This is a genomic window from Afipia felis ATCC 53690 (genome assembly GCF_000314735.2).
Taxonomy (GTDB): Bacteria; Pseudomonadota; Alphaproteobacteria; order Rhizobiales; family Xanthobacteraceae; genus Afipia; species Afipia felis.
Map to the genome: position 1 here is coordinate 3,406,282 of NZ_KB375270.1, position 16,161 is coordinate 3,422,442.

The window sequence follows — 16,161 nt, forward strand, 5'->3', positions numbered from 1 at the left end:
AGATGCGTTGGTCTGGCTAGAAGGCGCAAACGCTGGGCATAAAACGTTCAAGCAAAAAACACCTTGGGAAATACGGAGATAGACTCTGGCCGGCAAGGCCGGTCGCAGCGTCTCCGTCTGCAAAGAGAACAACAATGCCGCACTATAAAATCCTCATCCTCGGCGCGTCCTATGGATCGCTACTTGCCTCCAAACTTCTGTTCGGCGGCCATTCCGTCACGTTGGTCTGCCTGCCCGCGGAGGCTGACCTCATCAACAGCGAAGGCTTCCGCGTGCGGATGCCCATCCGTGGCCGTGAGCAGCCGGTGCTGATCGATTCGCGCGAATTGCCCGGCAAGGTCTTCGCCGTGAGTGCGGCGGATGCGAATCCGGCAGATTTCGATCTGATTGGGCTTGCAATGCAGGAGCCGCAATATGGCTCGCCCGGCGTGCGCGAACTGCTTGAGCGTATCGCGAAGTCACGCGTACCCTGCATGTCGATCATGAACATGCCGCCGCTGCCCTACATCGCGCGTCTGCCGGGCATTGATGCGAGCGCGGCGAAAGCCGCATACACCGATCCGTCGGTCTGGAGTGCATTCGATCCCGGCGCGCTGACCTTGTGCAGCCCCGACCCGCAGGCGATCCGTCCGCCGGAGGAAAAGGTCAACTTCCTTCATGTCACGTTACCGACCAATTTCAAGGTCGCGCGTTTCGATAGTGAAGACAGCAACGCCATCCTGCGCCAGCTTGAGCAGGATATCGATGCGATCCGCATGGAGACACCGGAAGGTAAGACCGAAGTGCCGGTGAAGCTGCGCTTCCACGATTCGCTGTTCGTGCCGCTGGCGAAATGGCCGATGCTGCTCGCGGGCAACTATCGCTGCGTGACGGCGGGTGGCATGCGCACCGCGCAGGAGGCGGTGCACTCCGATCTGACGGAGTCGCGCGCGGTGTATGAGTTCGTGATCGATGTTTGCATCGCGCTCGGCGCCAAACGTGAGGATCTCGTGCCGTTCGACAAATATGCCGCGGCAGCCAAAAGCCTTGCACGCCCGGCTTCGGTGGCACGGGCGCTGACCAATGGTGCGCCGAATGTCGAACGCGCTGACAAGCTCGTGCAGTTGCTGGCGCAGCAGAAGGGCATGAGTCATCCGGTGGTCGACCAGATTGTCGCGCTGGTGGACCGTCGGCTTGAAGTCAATCGGAAGAAAATGAAATCTGCGGCTGCCTGAGGCGGCCGCAGTTCCGCTCAGGTCCTCAAGGACCTTCGCTCACCTGAAGGCAGGTCAACAAGGCGCAGATCGAAACTGGAGACCGAAATGGCGTTAATCGGTTCGTCTTCGCAGCTGGCATGATTTGCTTAGTCCAAATAGCGTCTTACGGTAACAGACTTCAATAATTTCAATGATCTGGCCGAGATTACTAACCGGGGGATCAGAGGTTCGAATCCTCTCGTGCGCGCCATTTGCATTTAAAACTTGTGAAGCCGGAATGAACTCCTTCCGGCTGGCCAGGACCGCTCCTTCGGGGACGCCTTTGCCGTCATCTATCGCGTTGTCCCCCGGGGCATCACCCTCCGCTAAACGCCGACGTGGACCGCAAACACCATCGCACTTTGCCGAAAGTGCATAGCGCGGACGACGCGACAAAGCCGAAATATATCAAGGAATAATGTTGTCGGCTCATGCTGTCGCAAGAGCGCGGGTGCAGCGACTTTCGGGTCGACAAGTGAAGGCAATGGTGAGCTTGCAATGCGCGTTGCGATTTTTGCCTTGTTCGTGGCTGGCGGACTTACCTTGCCCTCTTACGCGGAACAGGCAGCCACAGCCGTTCCGGTCGGCGTCGTTAAGGCTGAGCTGAAGTCGGTGGGCACGACGCTCGACTTCGTGGGGCGCGTCGAGGCGATCAACCGGGTCGAAATCAAGGCGCGGGTAACGGGCTTTCTGGAAGCGGTCTTGTTCAAGGAAGGCGACCTGATCAAGGAGGGTGCGCCCCTCTACCGCATCGAAAAAGGGCTATTCCAGGCTGCTGTCGAGCAGGCGACAGGAGCGCTTGAGCGTAGCAAGGCGGCCAAGGCGCTCAGTGATTTGCAGCTCCAGCGTGCCCAGGAATTGCTCGACAGGAATGTCGGCACGGTGGTGGCCCGCGATCAGCAGAAGGCAGCAGTCGATCAGGCTGCGGGAGCCATGCTGACCGATGAGGCCACCCTTGCGACGGCCAATATCAATCTCGGCTACACCGATATCACCTCGCCGATCACGGGCAAGGTCAGCAAGACAAACGTGACCAAAGGCAATCTCGTTGGGCCGGATACCGGCACGCTGACGATGATCGTCAGTCAAGATCCCATGTATGTGACCTTCCCCGTAAGTCAGCGTGATTTCCTGAAGGCGCGCCAGAGCGGGACTAAACTCGACGTCGGCGCCATCAAGGCCCAACTCCGCTTCGCCGACGGAACGATCTACGAGCACCCGGGGCGGATCAACTTCATCGATGTGACGGTCGATCGCGCCACCGATACGGTGCTGGCGCGCGCGACTTTTCCCAATCCCGATTTTAGCCTCATCGACGGTCAGTTCGTGCAGGTGCAGATTGATCTGCAAGGCAACAATGCAAAAGACCGAGTCGAAGTGCCGCAGACCGCTCTGATCGCAGACCAGCAGGGTGTCTATGTGTTCGTGGTCGAGGACGGCAAGGCGGTGGTCAAGCGTGTTAAGCCCCTAAGGGGGGCTGGCACCAACGTCATTCTGGACTCCGGACTCAACGGCGGCGAGGAGGTCATAGTCCAGGGCCTCCAGGGCGTGCGTCCAGGTGCGCCGGTGCGCGCCACCCCGATTCAGCCGGCTCTCAACCAAAGAGGCTGAGACCATGCTGTCCGCCATTTTCGTCGACCGGCCACGGCTAGCCATCGTCATCGCTATCGTTACGACGATCGCCGGCGCGCTGGCGCTCTATGCGATTCCCATCGCGCAATACCCTGACATTGTGCCTCCGCAAGTATCGGTTACGACGTTCTATCCCGGTGCTAACAGCGCTGTAGTCGACCAGACGGTTGCCCAACCGATCGAAGCGCAAGTCGTCGGCGTCGACAAGATGATATATATGAAGAGTGTCAGCGGCGATGATGGCAGCTACACGCTCACTGTCTCGTTCGAACTCGGCACCAATCCCGACATCAACACCGTCAACGTGAACAACCGGGTACAGGTCGCGCTCTCCGGCTTGCCGGAGACCGTGCAGCGCCAGGGCGTCACGGTGAAGAAAAAGTCGTCCGCCTTGCTCGGTGTGATCGCGCTCTACTCGCCGAAGCACACGCATGACTCACTGTTCCTGTCCAATTACGTCACCATCAACATGCTCGACGCGATCAAGAGCACGCCCGGTGTCGGTGATGCGAGTCTGTGGGGGCCGCAGGACTATTCGATGCGCGCTTGGGTGCGGACCGATCGGTTGACCGGCCTCAATCTGACGACCGGCGACATCGTCAACGCAATCAAGGCCCAGAATTTCCAGGCAGCGGTCGGACGGATCGGCGCGCGGCCGATCTCGAACGATCAGCAGCTCCAACTCAACATTCAGACAAAGGGCCGTCTAACCTCGAAGACAGAATTCGAGAACATCGTCATACGTACTAATCCAGACGGATCGATACTTCGGCTCGGCGACGTGGCGCGGATCGAGTTGGGCGCGGCAAATGTCGACCGCGAAACTCGCTTTAACGGTGGACCGGCCGCGGCCATCGCGATGTACCAGAGTCCCGGCGCAAACGCGATCACCACGCTAAAAGAGGTGCGAGCCAAGATCGAGGAACTGCAGAAGCGCTTCCCTGAGGATCTCGCCTGGAAAGTCACTTACGATCCCACGGTATTCGTAACCGATACAATTCATGAGGTGCTGAAGACGCTGTTCGAGGCATTCATCCTCGTTGTAATCGTTGTCTACCTGTTCCTCGGCAGTATACGCGCGACCCTTATTCCGACCATCGCCGTTCCGGTCAGTCTGATCGGCACCTTCATCGTGTTGCTTGCCGTCGGCTATTCGGCAAACTCGGTGTCGCTGCTTGCCGTCGTGCTTGCCATCGGCATTGTCGTCGACGACGCTATTGTTGTCGTTGAGAACGTCGAGCGCGTGATGGAGGAACATCCGGAGCTCTCACCCGCCGACGCAACCAAGCGCGCCATGGCGGAGATTACTGCGCCGATCGTCGCCATCACCCTGGTGCTACTCTCGGTGTTCGTGCCGGTGGCTTTTATCCCCGGTATTTCCGGCGAGTTGTTCCGCCAGTTTGCCGTCACTGTCGCGGTTTCGATGTTCTTGTCGGCCATCAATGCGCTCACGCTATCGCCGGCGTTGGCGGCTGTGTTGTTGCGGCCGCATCACGGGCCGCGGCGCGGCCCAATCGGCTATGTGATGCGTGGGATCGACCGCGTCCGGGATCTCTACGGCGCAGCGGTGGCTCGCCTCGTGCGGCTGTCGATCATCGGGCTCGTCATGGTCGCGGTTGCCGGTGCGGGTGTGTTCGGTCTAGCGAAAATTACGCCCACCGGCTTCCTGCCGGAGGATGATCAGGGCGCGCTTTTTGTGGTCGTCCAGTTGCCGGGCGGTTCGTCTGTCTCGCGGACCGCTAATGTGATTCAGCAGGCGGAGGCGATCCTCAAAAAGGACCCGGCGGTTGCCGACTACACCTCAGTCGTCGGTTTGAACTTCATCGACAATTATTCTGCGTCTAACGCTGGGTTCATCGTGGTGACGCTCAAATCCTTCGATGAGCGCAAGAAGGATCGAACGCTCGGCGTATCGGCGCTGATTCCGCGACTCGGCGCTGAATTTCGTCAGATCAGCGATGGCACGGTGGTCCCCCTGGCACCGCCTCCAATCATCGGGCTCGGTACAGGCGGCGGGTTCACCTATGTGCTGAAGGACCTGCGTGGTGGCGACCCGGGAGCGTTGGCACAGGCGGTGCGTGGTTTGGTTGTGGCGGCGAACCAGGATCCGCAATTGAGGCGCGTGTTCACCACCTTCTCGGCCACCAACCCGTCAATTTACCTCGATATCGACCGCGACAAGGTGCAAATTCTCGGCGTGCAGCTCAATGATGTGTTTCAGGCGCTGCAGACGTCGCTCGGCGGTTTTTATGTGAACGACATCAATCTGTTCGGTCGCCGGTGGCAGGTCAATGTTCAGGCCGAGGCATCCGATCGGGCAAGCATCGACGATATCTATCGCATCAACGTCAGGAACGCTGAAGGCAAGATGATTCCCATGCGCAGCCTGGCAGAGGCGCGTATCGTGGTCGGACCGCCAGCGCTGATCCGTTACAACAATCTCCGCGCCGTCACCATCCAAGGCAGTCCGGCTGCCAACGTCTCGTCTGGACAGGCGCTGAATGCGATGGAATCCGTGGCTGCCAAGACGTTGCCTGATGGCTACGCCGGAGAATGGACCGACACCGCTTTCCAGGAGAAACGCGCGGAGGGTAAAACCGGATTGATCCTCGGATTTGCGGTGCTCTTCGCCTACCTGTTCCTGGTTGGACTGTACGAAAGCTGGACGATTCCTGTACCGGTGTTGCTGTCGGTTTCAATCGGCGTCCTTGGGTCATTCATCGCCATGGTTTTGAGCGGCCTTACTCTCGATCTCTATGCCCAGATTGGTATGGTCGTGCTGATCGGCCTCGCCGCCAAGAACGGCATCCTGATCGTCGAATTTGCCAAGGAGCAACGCGAGAAGGGTGTGCCGCTGCTTGAGGCCGCCGCCGAAGGTTCACGACTGCGATTTCGTCCGGTGATGATGACGTCTTTTGCCTTCATCCTCGGACTTTTGCCGCTGGTCATTGCGACGGGTGCCTCTGAACTCGCACGGCGCAACGTTGGTACCCCTGTGTTTGGCGGGATGATCCTTGCGTCCTTCATCGGCATCTTCGCTATCCCGCCACTCTATGTGACCTTTCAGGCTGTGCGAGAGCGTATACGGCCCGGGTCACGGCCACAGGCAGGCAAACCCGCGATTGCACCCGAGGCAGGCGGACCAACAACGGACATTCCTGCTTGAGAAGCCGACCGCCGTTTCTGGATTGTGCATATCGCCTGTTGCTGCGACGTTGCAGTGATGGACAGCGCCGATCGCGATGACCAGCAACGGCCCCGGCGGGGCCGTGCCGTCCTTGCCGCATTTGCTACGAGCTACGAGGGAGGATCGAGGTAAATCGCTCGTTGCTCAGCCAGTTGTCCGCAATGTTTTCGACGGCGATTCTCCGAACAGTGTGCGGTAGGCGACCGAGAAACGTCCAAGCTCCCAGAATCCATGGTCGGTGACGACGCGCGTGACGTTCGTCTTGCCGGCGTCGGCATCGCGAAGCGCCTGACGCACGAGATGCATTCGCCGCAAGGTGAGATAGCGTATCGGCCCCATGCCCAAATGTTCTTCGCACGCTGCGCGAAGTGTTCGCTCCGCGACGCCGATGCCCGAACAGATATCGGTGAGATAAAGCGGTCGATCCGGATGAGCCGCCAGATACTTCTCGAACTTCGTCATGATCGCATCGTACCGGCGGCCGCCGGTCGTGATCTCAATGTCGGCACCTTCCGCGAGGCACCGCACCATGAGATGAATCAATCGTTGCTCAAGTGCTCGGCGAATTTCTGGAAGTTCGAAAATTTCGGGAGTATCGAGAGCCAGCTGTCCGACCATCTTATGAAGCTCCAGCAAGCGCAACATCAAAGCCGGGCTTGGTCGAACGATGGGTTTTGTGAGCTTCTCCATAAAATTATGACCGATGATCGCCTCGAGCGCCGTATTGAGATCATCGATGACAAGAGACATGGTGCCGCCATGAAGATCCGTGTCGGTTTGTTGATGTCTCTCGCCGTCTTTGTTGATGATGATGTCACCGGGCAGGACTTTCAAACCACGATGACGAACTGACGCCTCTGGCTCAGTCAGAAAGGCAATCACTGCACGCTCAGGCTTGATGCCGAAAACGTTGACTTGCGGCGAGGACAGGCTGTAGCGCGCCATCCAGAGCCGCTCCATGCCGATCTGTGTAAGCTTGAAGTGAAAATGACCCGTTTCCTTAGGAAACGCTTGGAAATTGCAATCTGCAAACGCGTCCTGGCAATCGGCCGGGTCGTTAATCTCCCGAGTTCTAATCCAAGGCATCTCTGTCCACCGAGTCAGAAATTGCGCTTTAATTCTCGAGTTGAATTTTCCTAAATCTTCTCAAGTGGTGTCCCAGGAGCGACAGCGTTGCTTGGATGCATCCCTCTGTCAATGAACCGAGTAAGACATAATCGTTGCGCCTCGATATGGCGCGCTTTGTCCAGCACGCGGATTGGCTAAAAGGTAACTTCCCACGATGCAATTTGGCAAACAATTTCGAGGGATGTCGAATCTAAAGCGAGGTCGGGCCGAGCTCTCCGATTCTGGATTGGCCGGGTTGCTGGCGCGCTAGAATGGCGCGCCAAATTGCCCCACTTGAAACGGACTTCGAAGGTCGCGTCGCTGCCCGCGCCATCGACGGTTCTCGATGGTCCATGGCATGTCGCTTTCCCTCAACAGCAAGTCACGACGTGCTACCCTGCCGCGGTGTCAAATGGCTGAGGAGATCCATCGGCAGCGGAAAAACGACGGTCGATGATCGGTCGCCTGCGATGTCGTGCAATGCTGCGAAATAGCGTAGCTGCATCGCCTGCGGCTCCTGAGCGAGAATCCGGCCTGCCTCGACGAGCTTCTCGGCAGCTTGCTGCTCGCCCATCGCGTTGATCACCTTCGCGCGCCGCAACCGCTCCGCTTCGGCCTGCTTGGCGATGGCGCGCACCATGTTCTCATTCAGGTCGATATCCTTGATCTCGATGTTCGTGACTTTGATGCCCCAAGCGTCAGTCTGCTGGTCGAGGATTTCCTGAATGTCGGCGTTGAGCCTGTCGCGCTCGGCAAGCATTTCGTCCAACTCGTGTTTGCCGAGAACTGAACGCAGCGTGGTCTGTGCCAACTGGCTTGTCGCGGCCATGAAATTCCCGACCTTGATGATCGCGCGCTCCGGATCGATGATACGGAAGTAGAGAACGGCGTTCACTTTCACTGAGACGTTGTCGCGGGAAATCACATCCTGCGGCGGCACGTCCTGCACCATCACCCTGAGGTCGACCTTCACCATCTGCTGCACGAACGGAATCAGGATGATGAGGCCCGGGCCTTTCACACCGGTGAACCGTCCGAGCGTGAAGACGATGCCGCGTTCGTACTCTCGCAGGATGCGTATGGCCGAGGTCAGAAAAACGATCACGACGATCGCGAGGAGAAGATAGCTCAGATAATCAATCATCATCGCACACCTCCTTCGCCGGCTTTCAGGGCCGGCCGGCGACGTACCACAAGCGTCAGGTCCATAACGTTGGCCACCTCGACCATTTCGCCGGGCCTGAAAGCTTCCGCGCCGCGTGCTTGCCAGCGCTCGCCCTGCGTGAAGACGTGGCCTTCAATGTCGTTCCAGTCGAGAACCTCGGCGGACAGGCCACGCATGGCTTGCGCGCCGACTCGTGCCGGGGCTTTGCGAGCACGCCAAAGCGAGCGGAGCACCACGAGAATAAGGCCGATGAACATGGCTGCCGCGATGCCAACGACCGTCCATGAGAGCCGGTATCCCGGCGTTTCGACCTTGAACAGCATCATTGCCCCGAGCAGGAAGGCGATGACGCCGCCGAAACCGAGAACCACTGTCGGATTGAAGGCTTCCACGACCAGAAGCGCGATTCCCAGCAGCATCAAGGCGAGGCCCGCATAGTTGATGGGAAGCATGTTGAGGGCATAAAGGCCGAGCAGCAGACAGATCGTGCCCACCACACCGGGCGCGACGGCACCAGGCGACATGAACTCGAAGATCAGACCGTAGATGCCGACCAGCAGCAGAATGAAGGCGACGTTGGGATTGGTGATGATCGACAGAAATTGCGATACCCGACCGGGATTGAGCGCTTGGATCGTTGCGTCCTTCGTCGTCAGCCGCCGTGTCTCGCCGCCGGCGACTTCCACGGTACGGCCGTTGATTTGTTTCAGCAGGTCAGCCGGATTGCTTGCGATGAGATCAATAACATTCGCCTGCAACGCGGCGCTGGCGGATAGGCTGGCTGCCTCGCGAACAGCTTTTTCGGCCCAGTCGGCATTGCGTCCGCGCAGTTCAGCAAGGCTGCGGATGAAGGCGACTGCGTCATTCGTGACCTTCGCCGCCATCGCGTCTTTTGGTTCGGGCTGGTGGGTGCTGTCGTCCTTGCCTTTGCCGCCTTTGTCAGGGCTGGAGCCTGGCAGACCCGGTATTGGACTGTCGATTTGCACGGGCGTCGCGGCGCCGAGATTGGTGCCGGGCGCCATTGCTGCGATATGCGTTGCATAAAGGATATAGGTGCCGGCGCTTGCGGCGTGGGCACCGGACGGAGCAACATAACCGATGACAGGAACGGGCGACGCCAGTACGTCTGCAATGATCCCACGCATGCTGGTGACAAGACCGCCCGGTGTGTTCAGACGCAGGATGACGGCTTCGGCGTGCTGCTCGTTTGCCTTGGCCAGCGCGTCTTTAACGTAATCGGCAGTCGCCGGTCCGATCGCGTCGTCAATCGTGACTGTCAGCACAACATTGCTTTTCTCTGCCGCCGAACCGGCGGTGGGAGAGAGAAGCAAAATGGCGGCTGCAATTGCCGCGGCAAGAGTCGCCTGTACGGTCTGCACGGCGAGGACTCCCTAATCTCGGTGATATGGGGAGAACCTCGCTTAACCTCAATATGAGCGGGTTTGGCGAGCAGCCGCGGCGCCTGCCGAAGCGAAGGTAAGTGAGGTCGTGCAAAATGAGAAAAGAATTAAAAATTATATAGTAATTTCAATATTATATTTGTTTTCTATCCATTCGTTTTGTGGACTTGAGGCCGTCGCGGCGGCTCCGTCTTCGCATACGTCACGCCTGTCATGTCTCTAACTACCGCCGTCGCGGGAGGGCGGAGAGACATGGTCCGGCGATGTTGGGCAACGGCAAGGTATGGTTGCCTTCATTCAGGCGGGTTTGGCAGTCGATTGCCGCGCATTAAGGCCGGTGGTCATGACGCAATGACCGTATTGATATAGAGTGCGATGCATCATGCCACGCGGATGCGTGGCATCTTTTGATATCAGGAGGTTTTCATGCGCAGATTGCTGACGGTTCTCGCCGCGCTCGCGACGCTCAGTCTGACCAATTGCGGCTACAACGCGATCCAGCAGAACGACGAGCAGGTGAAGTCGGCCTGGTCGGAGGTGGTGAACCAGTATCAGCGCCGCGCGGATCTTGTGCCCAACCTCGTCAATTCGGTGAAGGGTTTTGCGCAACAGGAAAAGGATGTGCTGCTCGGCGTCACCAATGCGCGCGCCAAGGTCGGCAGCGTGCAGGCGGGTCCTGAAGTCGTCAACGACCCAGCGGCGCTGCAGAAATTCCAGGCGGCGCAGGGTGAACTGTCGAGTGCGCTGTCGCGTCTGCTCGTCGTCACCGAAAACTATCCGCAGCTCAAGTCCGACCAGTTGTTTCGCGATTTGATGGCGCAACTCGAAGGCACCGAGAACCGCATCACGGTCGCGCGCAACCGCTACATCAAGGCAGTGCAGGATTATAACGTCAACATCCGCACCTTCCCGAACAACCTCACCGCGATGGCGTTCGGCTACAAGACAAAGGCAAACTTCACTGTCGACAATGAGAAGGACATCTCGACCGCGCCGAAGGTCGATTTCAACGTGCCTTCAAGTGCGCCCGCTCCTGCGCCTGCCAAATAGCGGGGTGATGCTCGAGGCGCGTCGATGAAGATCGCCAGACAACTCGTTCTTGCGCTCCTGCTGTGCTGGGCTGTGGTCGCCGTGGCGGATGTCGCGGTGCCGCAACTCACTGCGCGCGTCACCGACCAGACCGGCACGCTCAGCGCCGCCGACATCGCGAATCTCGATCAGAAGCTCGCGGACTTCGAGGCTCGCAAGGGTAGCCAGATCGCGGTGCTGATCGTGCCGACGACGCAGCCGGAGAACATCGCGCAATACTCCATCCGCGTCGTCGAGCAGTGGAAGCTCGGCCGCAAGGGCGTTGATGACGGCGTGCTGCTGCTGGTCGCGAAGGATGATCGCCGCCTGCGCATCGAAGTCGGCTACGGTCTCGAGGGTGCGCTGCCGGACGTCACCGCCAGCCGCATCATCAACGAGATCATCACGCCGAAATTCAAGCAAGGCGACTTTGCCGGCGGCATCGATGCCGGTGTTGACCGGATCATCAAGACGCTCGACGGTGAGCCGCTGCCTGCACCCAAGCCGCGGAATGATGTCAGCCAGGGTAATTGGGACGAGGTCGGCCAGGCGTTTCCGGTCTTTCTGGTGGTGACCATCGTGATCGGAGGGATTCTGCGTCAGGTCTTTGGCCGGTTTCCGGGTTCGCTATTGACGGGAGGCGGCGTCGCCGTCGTGGCCTGGCTGTTCATGGGAATTTGGGCTGTCGCGCTTTTTGCCGGTGCCATTGCGTTCTTTTTCACGCTGATTGGCGATGCGATGTTTTTATCCGGTGGTGGCGGCGGTTATGGCGGCGGCCGCGGCGGATCGAGCTGGAGCGGCGGATCTGGCGGCGGCTTCAGTGGAGGCGGCGGTAGCTTCGGCGGCGGCGGCGCGTCGGGAAGCTGGTAGCGAGGTTGGCGATGCCAATGAATGTCAGGCGATTGGGCAAGCATCTTCTCAGCAATCGCACGCGCGTGCGCAAGACGTTCGCGCCGCAGGCGTTGAAGCGCATTGAGGATGCGATCAAGGCGAGCGAAGCGCGCCATGCCGGTCAGATTCGTTTTGCTGTAGAGGGTGCGCTCGATGGGCGGCCGTTGTTGGCGGGGCAATCCGCGCGGGACCGCGCGCTCGATCTGTTCGCGCATCTGCGCATCTGGGATACCGAACATAATTCTGGTGTGCTGATCTATCTGCTGCTCGCGGACCGCGACGTCGAGATCGTCGCCGATCGCGGCATCGACGCGAAGGTTGGTGCGGCACGCTGGCGCGAAATTTGCGCCGTGATGGAAAGCGAATTCCGGCAGAATCATTTCGAGCAGGGCGTGTTGGCCGGCATCGAGCGCATCACCACCGAACTCGCGGCGCATTTTCCGGCGCATGGAGCGCATCGCAACGAATTGCCGGACCCGCCAGTGGTTCTTTGATGCATCAGTGTGGGGAAAACTTTTTCGCGTCGACGTAAGCCCGCCATCGCGCCTTGGCGGTTCGTTCTTGCTCGATTAGCCTTCGTCTCGTTGCGCCAGTCTGAGTTGAGTAGGCTTGTCATGTTCCGCAGTTCATCACTTCGAGGCGTATTTCTGGCAATGGCGGCGATGTCGCCCTTGCCTGCTGTTGCGATGGAGCTGACGCCACCGCAGGCCGATCTTTACACGTCGGTGTCGATCAATCCGCCGTCTAAGAGCGAAATGACTGTGTGCTACGGTTTCGTGTGCCGCCGCCGCGCGATTCTGGCTTTCTCCGACGCGGACCGCAGGACGCTGACGCAAATTCTTTCCGCCGGAAAAGCAAGTGCCGCCGCCGAGCGCGTGGCGCTACAGAGGGCCGTGGTCTGGTTCGATCGCCGCGTAGGGCCGATGATCGGCACCACCAAGCGTGTTGCCAAGGCCGATATCCGTGCCGGATCGGACGCCACCAATTTCGACTGTTTCGACACCACCCGCGACACGACAAGCCTGTTGCTGGTGCTGCAGGAATGGAATCTGCTGAAATTCCATAAGGTCGGCAATCCGCGCTACCGGGGCAATCCGTTTGCGCTCCAGACTCCGCACAACACCGCGGTGGTGGTCGACAAGGCGAGCGGCGTTGAATGGGTGGTCGATCTCTGGCCGAAGAACTACGCCGAGGCGCCCGACGTCATGCCGGTCGAGCAGTGGCTGAAGGAAGACTGAGGCCAGTCTCGCGTCCATCCGGGCGTTGCCCTGCTATGGTTAACCTTCCGTTAGCGAATTACATCGCATCTTTCGCGGAAGGAGAGATGCCATGTCTTCCAACCGCACTTCTTTGGACAATGATTCCTGTCCCGTCGGGGACGAACTGCTCGGTAGCCTGTATCGCGCGAGCGAACACGGTCTTGCCCAGTTGGTCGATACAGTGTCGGGCGACGTACGGGCGATGCTGGCGCTGTTCTGCTATCGGCGGGCTCATTTGCATTCGATGAGCCTTGCCATCGCCGCGACATGCAGCGAGCGGGATTTGAAAGAGCAGGGCGGCACGGTCGGCGCGACGTTGTTTGCGATGTCGCGTGAGGCACCCGCCGAGCAAACTGTTTCTGCTGCAAGCGGCCGCCGCGCCATCACGCTCTCGACCAAGCCGCTTCGGGTTATCCCCGAAATGGCCGACGATGATACCGAGTCGCTGAGCGCCTAAAACGGCTTTGCCCGCGCGCCATCGCGCGAGGGCTTTATGTCTGCCGCCTGCCGCGCGGTTACTCGACCAAGATGACCCGGATGTCGTTGACGTTCGTCAACGTCGGTCCGGTCAGCACGAGGTCGCCGGTCTTCTCGAAAAACGTCGTGGCGTCGTTGTTGTCGAGATAGGCGACCGGATCGAGCTTCATCTCCCGCATTTTCGCAAAGGTCGTTTCGTCTGCCATTGCGCCGGCAGGGTCGGTTGGCGAACCGCCGCCGCCATCGGCGCCGTCGGTATCGGCAGCGAGGATCGAGATGCCCTTGGTGTCCGCCAGTGCTGCGGTTGCGGCAAGCACATATTCCTGGTTTGGGCCGCCGCGTCCGTTTCCGCGCACGATCACGGTGAGTTCGCCGCCCGACACGATGGCGACGCGCTTACCCTTGGCACGGGCGTCCAGAGCGAGTTTGGCATGTTTGGTGGCAACCGCGCGTGCTTCACCTTCGAGGTCGGCGCCGAGGTCGATGACTTCGTATCCGGCCTGCGCTGCGACGCGCAGTGCGGCATCGAGCGAATCGCTCGGTTTGGCAACGATGTCGAAGCGCGCACGTTCGAAGGCCTTGTCGCTGGGCTTGACGCTTTCGTTGCGCGGATCGGTCAAAGCCGTGCGCACCGCATCGTCCACCTGCAGCTTGTAGCGTTCGACGATGTTGCGCGCGTCCTGCAGCGTCGAGGGATCGGGAACGGTTGGGCCGGATGCGATGACGGCCGGATCGTCATGCGGCACGTCGGAGATCGCGAGCGTCACCAGTTGGGCCGGGTAGGCGGCGCGGGCGAGCCGCCCGCCCTTGATACGCGACAGATGCTTGCGCACCGTGTTCATTTCGGAGATCGGAGCGCCCGAGCGCAACAGGCTTTTGTTGACCTGCTGCTTTTGCGTGTAAGCGACCCCTTCGACCGGCGCGATCCAGTTGGCGGAGCCGCCGCCCGAAATCAGAGCGAGCACCAGATCGTCTGGGCCGGCTTCCGCGGCCAGCGCGAGAGCTTTCTCCGCGCCGCGAACGCTGGCCTCGTCCGGCACGGGATGGCCAGCCTCGATTACTTCGACCCGGCGGGTTGGCACGGCATGGCCGTGGCGGGTGGTGGCGATACCTGAAATCCGGTCCGCGCTCAGGCCTGCTTCGTCCATGTAATGGCGCTCGGCCGCAGCGGCCATCGCGGCGGCAGCCTTGCCGACGGCGACGATAAAAACCTTCCCCCGCGGCGGCCCGGGTAAGTGCCGGCGCAGCATTTTGTCGGGATGGGCTGCAGCCACGGCAGCATCAAAAATGGCGCGAAGCAGGGAACGGTGATCGGTCATCAGGTACCTTTTACGTGAGTTCAGCACCGCCGAATATATCCCGGCTACCGGGATACGGAGCTGAAAGGTCTGCGCCGGAATAAGGAAAACTGAAGCGGATTACAACCTTTGGAGTATATCGGAACCCGACGTGGCTAACGTCGGGTGGCCGATCATGGTTTTCGGCTGGTAGATCGTGCAACACTCATTGGGCGCTTGAATCGTTGCCCGCCTGACAAGGGGAAGTGTATGCCCGAGGCCGTTATCGTTTCCACAGCCCGTACCCCGATCGGAAAAGCCTATCGGGGCGCGCTGAATGCAACCGAAGGCGCGACCCTGCTGGGCCATGCCATCAGGGCGGCGGTGGAGCGGGCCAACCTCGATCCCGCCGAGGTGGAGGACGTGGTGATGGGGGCGGCCCTGCAGCAGGGCGCGACCTTCGGCAATATCGCGCGCAAGGCGCTGCTCCGGGCAGGGCTGCCGGTTAGCGTCGCCGGGACCACGGTCGACCGGCAATGCGCTTCCGGCCTGCAGGCGATCGCGACGGCCGCACGCTCGGTGCTGTTCGACGGTGTCGACATTGCGGTCGGCGGCGGCGGCGAATCGATCAGCCTCGTTCAGAACGACAAAATGAATATGTTTCACGCTGTCGATCCGGCGCTGATGGAGATCAAGCCCGAGATTTACATGTCGATGCTCGACACCGCCGAGGTGGTGGCGAAGCGTTACGGCATCTCGCGCGAACGGCAGGATGAATACGCGCTCGAAAGTCAGCGCCGCATCGCCGCCGCGCAGCAGGCGGGCAGGTTCAGCGATGAGATCGCGCCGATCACGACGAAAATGGGTGTGCTCGATAAAGCGAGCGGCGAGGTCTCGTTCAAGGACGTGACGCTGTCGCAGGATGAAGGCCCGCGCCCCGACACCACGGCCGAGGGCTTGGCAGCGCTGAAGCCGGTAAAGGGCGAGGGCTTCAGCATCACTGCAGGCAACGCGAGCCAGTTGTCGGACGGCGCGAGTGCGGCCGTTATCATGAGCGACAGGATGGCCGCGCAGAAGAATCTCAAGCCGCTCGGAATCTTCCGCGGCATGGTTTCGGTCGGATGCGAGCCCGACGAGATGGGCATCGGCCCGGTATTCGCGGTGCCGCGTCTCCTCAAGCGCCACGGGCTCACGGTTGACGACATCGATCTGTGGGAATTGAACGAAGCATTCGCCGTGCAGGTGGTCTATTGCCGCGACCGACTCGGTCTCGATCCGCAAAAGCTCAACGTCAATGGCGGCGCCATCGGTGTAGGGCATCCTTATGGTATGACCGGCGCGCGGCTCGCAGGCCATGTGCTGATCGAAGGACGGCGGCGCAAGGCGAAATATGCCGTGGTAACGATGTGCGTTGGCGGCGGTATGGGTTCGGCCGGATTGTTCGAGATCGTGCACTAGGCGGC

At 60.2% G+C, this 16,161-nt stretch carries 13 protein-coding genes; 9 read left to right on the forward strand and 4 right to left on the reverse strand.

What is annotated here, in order from left to right; genetic code table 11:
- Positions 1 to 134 precede the first annotated feature (134 nt).
- The 3 genes from HMPREF9697_RS16275 (at position 135) to HMPREF9697_RS16285 (ending at position 6,033) form a co-directional block, all read left to right on the forward strand.
- On the forward strand, positions 135 to 1,214 hold the full coding sequence (locus HMPREF9697_RS16275) for a hypothetical protein (protein ID WP_002718338.1): 1,080 nt from the start codon (positions 135 to 137) through the stop codon (positions 1,212 to 1,214).
- Between the two features lie 519 nt (positions 1,215 to 1,733).
- Entirely contained in the window at positions 1,734 to 2,846 is a 1,113-nt protein-coding gene (locus HMPREF9697_RS16280) for an efflux RND transporter periplasmic adaptor subunit (protein ID WP_002718339.1), read from the forward strand.
- 4 nt (positions 2,847 to 2,850) lie between these two features.
- Positions 2,851 to 6,033, forward strand: a complete 3,183-nt coding sequence (locus HMPREF9697_RS16285; protein WP_002718340.1) for an efflux RND transporter permease subunit — start codon at positions 2,851 to 2,853, stop codon at positions 6,031 to 6,033.
- Positions 6,034 to 6,198: 165 nt separating this feature from the next.
- On the opposite strand, the gene HMPREF9697_RS20200 is transcribed toward HMPREF9697_RS16285, so the two are convergent.
- From HMPREF9697_RS20200 to HMPREF9697_RS16300, 3 genes are all read right to left on the reverse strand, one after another.
- Positions 6,199 to 6,999 (reverse strand): helix-turn-helix transcriptional regulator, encoded by an 801-nt coding sequence (locus tag HMPREF9697_RS20200; RefSeq protein ID WP_157223256.1) that lies wholly within the window; start codon positions 6,997 to 6,999, stop codon positions 6,199 to 6,201.
- 544 nt (positions 7,000 to 7,543) lie between these two features.
- A complete protein-coding gene (locus HMPREF9697_RS16295; protein WP_002718342.1) occupies positions 7,544 to 8,308 on the reverse strand; it encodes a slipin family protein in 765 nt (254 codons plus the stop codon).
- Positions 8,305 to 9,705 carry an NfeD family protein gene (locus HMPREF9697_RS16300; protein ID WP_002718343.1) on the reverse strand — a complete coding sequence of 467 codons (1,401 nt, stop codon included), beginning with the start codon at positions 9,703 to 9,705 and terminating at the stop codon, positions 8,305 to 8,307. The genes HMPREF9697_RS16295 and HMPREF9697_RS16300 overlap by 4 nt, the downstream gene beginning before the upstream one ends.
- A 447-nt stretch (positions 9,706 to 10,152) precedes the next feature.
- Between HMPREF9697_RS16300 and HMPREF9697_RS16305 the strand changes: the two genes are divergently transcribed.
- The 5 genes from HMPREF9697_RS16305 (at position 10,153) to HMPREF9697_RS16325 (ending at position 13,401) form a co-directional block, all read left to right on the forward strand.
- Positions 10,153 to 10,776 carry a LemA family protein gene (locus tag HMPREF9697_RS16305; RefSeq protein ID WP_002718344.1) on the forward strand — a complete coding sequence of 208 codons (624 nt, stop codon included), beginning with the start codon at positions 10,153 to 10,155 and terminating at the stop codon, positions 10,774 to 10,776.
- Between the two features lie 24 nt (positions 10,777 to 10,800).
- A complete protein-coding gene (locus HMPREF9697_RS16310) occupies positions 10,801 to 11,664 on the forward strand; it encodes a TPM domain-containing protein (RefSeq protein ID WP_002718345.1) in 864 nt (287 codons plus the stop codon).
- 17 nt (positions 11,665 to 11,681) lie between these two features.
- Positions 11,682 to 12,179, forward strand: coding sequence for a TPM domain-containing protein (locus tag HMPREF9697_RS16315; RefSeq protein WP_040307987.1), 498 nt, complete (start codon positions 11,682 to 11,684; stop codon positions 12,177 to 12,179).
- A gap of 120 nt (positions 12,180 to 12,299) precedes the next feature.
- A complete protein-coding gene (locus HMPREF9697_RS16320; RefSeq protein ID WP_002718347.1) occupies positions 12,300 to 12,923 on the forward strand; it encodes a hypothetical protein in 624 nt (207 codons plus the stop codon).
- A gap of 91 nt (positions 12,924 to 13,014) precedes the next feature.
- Entirely contained in the window at positions 13,015 to 13,401 is a 387-nt protein-coding gene (locus tag HMPREF9697_RS16325; protein ID WP_002718348.1) for a hypothetical protein, read from the forward strand.
- A 58-nt stretch (positions 13,402 to 13,459) separates the two neighbouring features.
- Here HMPREF9697_RS16325 and HMPREF9697_RS16330 read toward each other — a convergent pair whose 3' ends face one another.
- Entirely contained in the window at positions 13,460 to 14,740 is a 1,281-nt protein-coding gene (locus HMPREF9697_RS16330; RefSeq protein ID WP_002718349.1) for a glycerate kinase type-2 family protein, read from the reverse strand.
- A gap of 228 nt (positions 14,741 to 14,968) precedes the next feature.
- On the opposite strand from HMPREF9697_RS16330, the gene HMPREF9697_RS16335 reads away from it, so the two are divergent.
- Positions 14,969 to 16,156, forward strand: a complete 1,188-nt coding sequence (locus tag HMPREF9697_RS16335; protein ID WP_002718350.1) for an acetyl-CoA C-acyltransferase — start codon at positions 14,969 to 14,971, stop codon at positions 16,154 to 16,156.
- Positions 16,157 to 16,161: the final 5 nt, after the last annotated feature.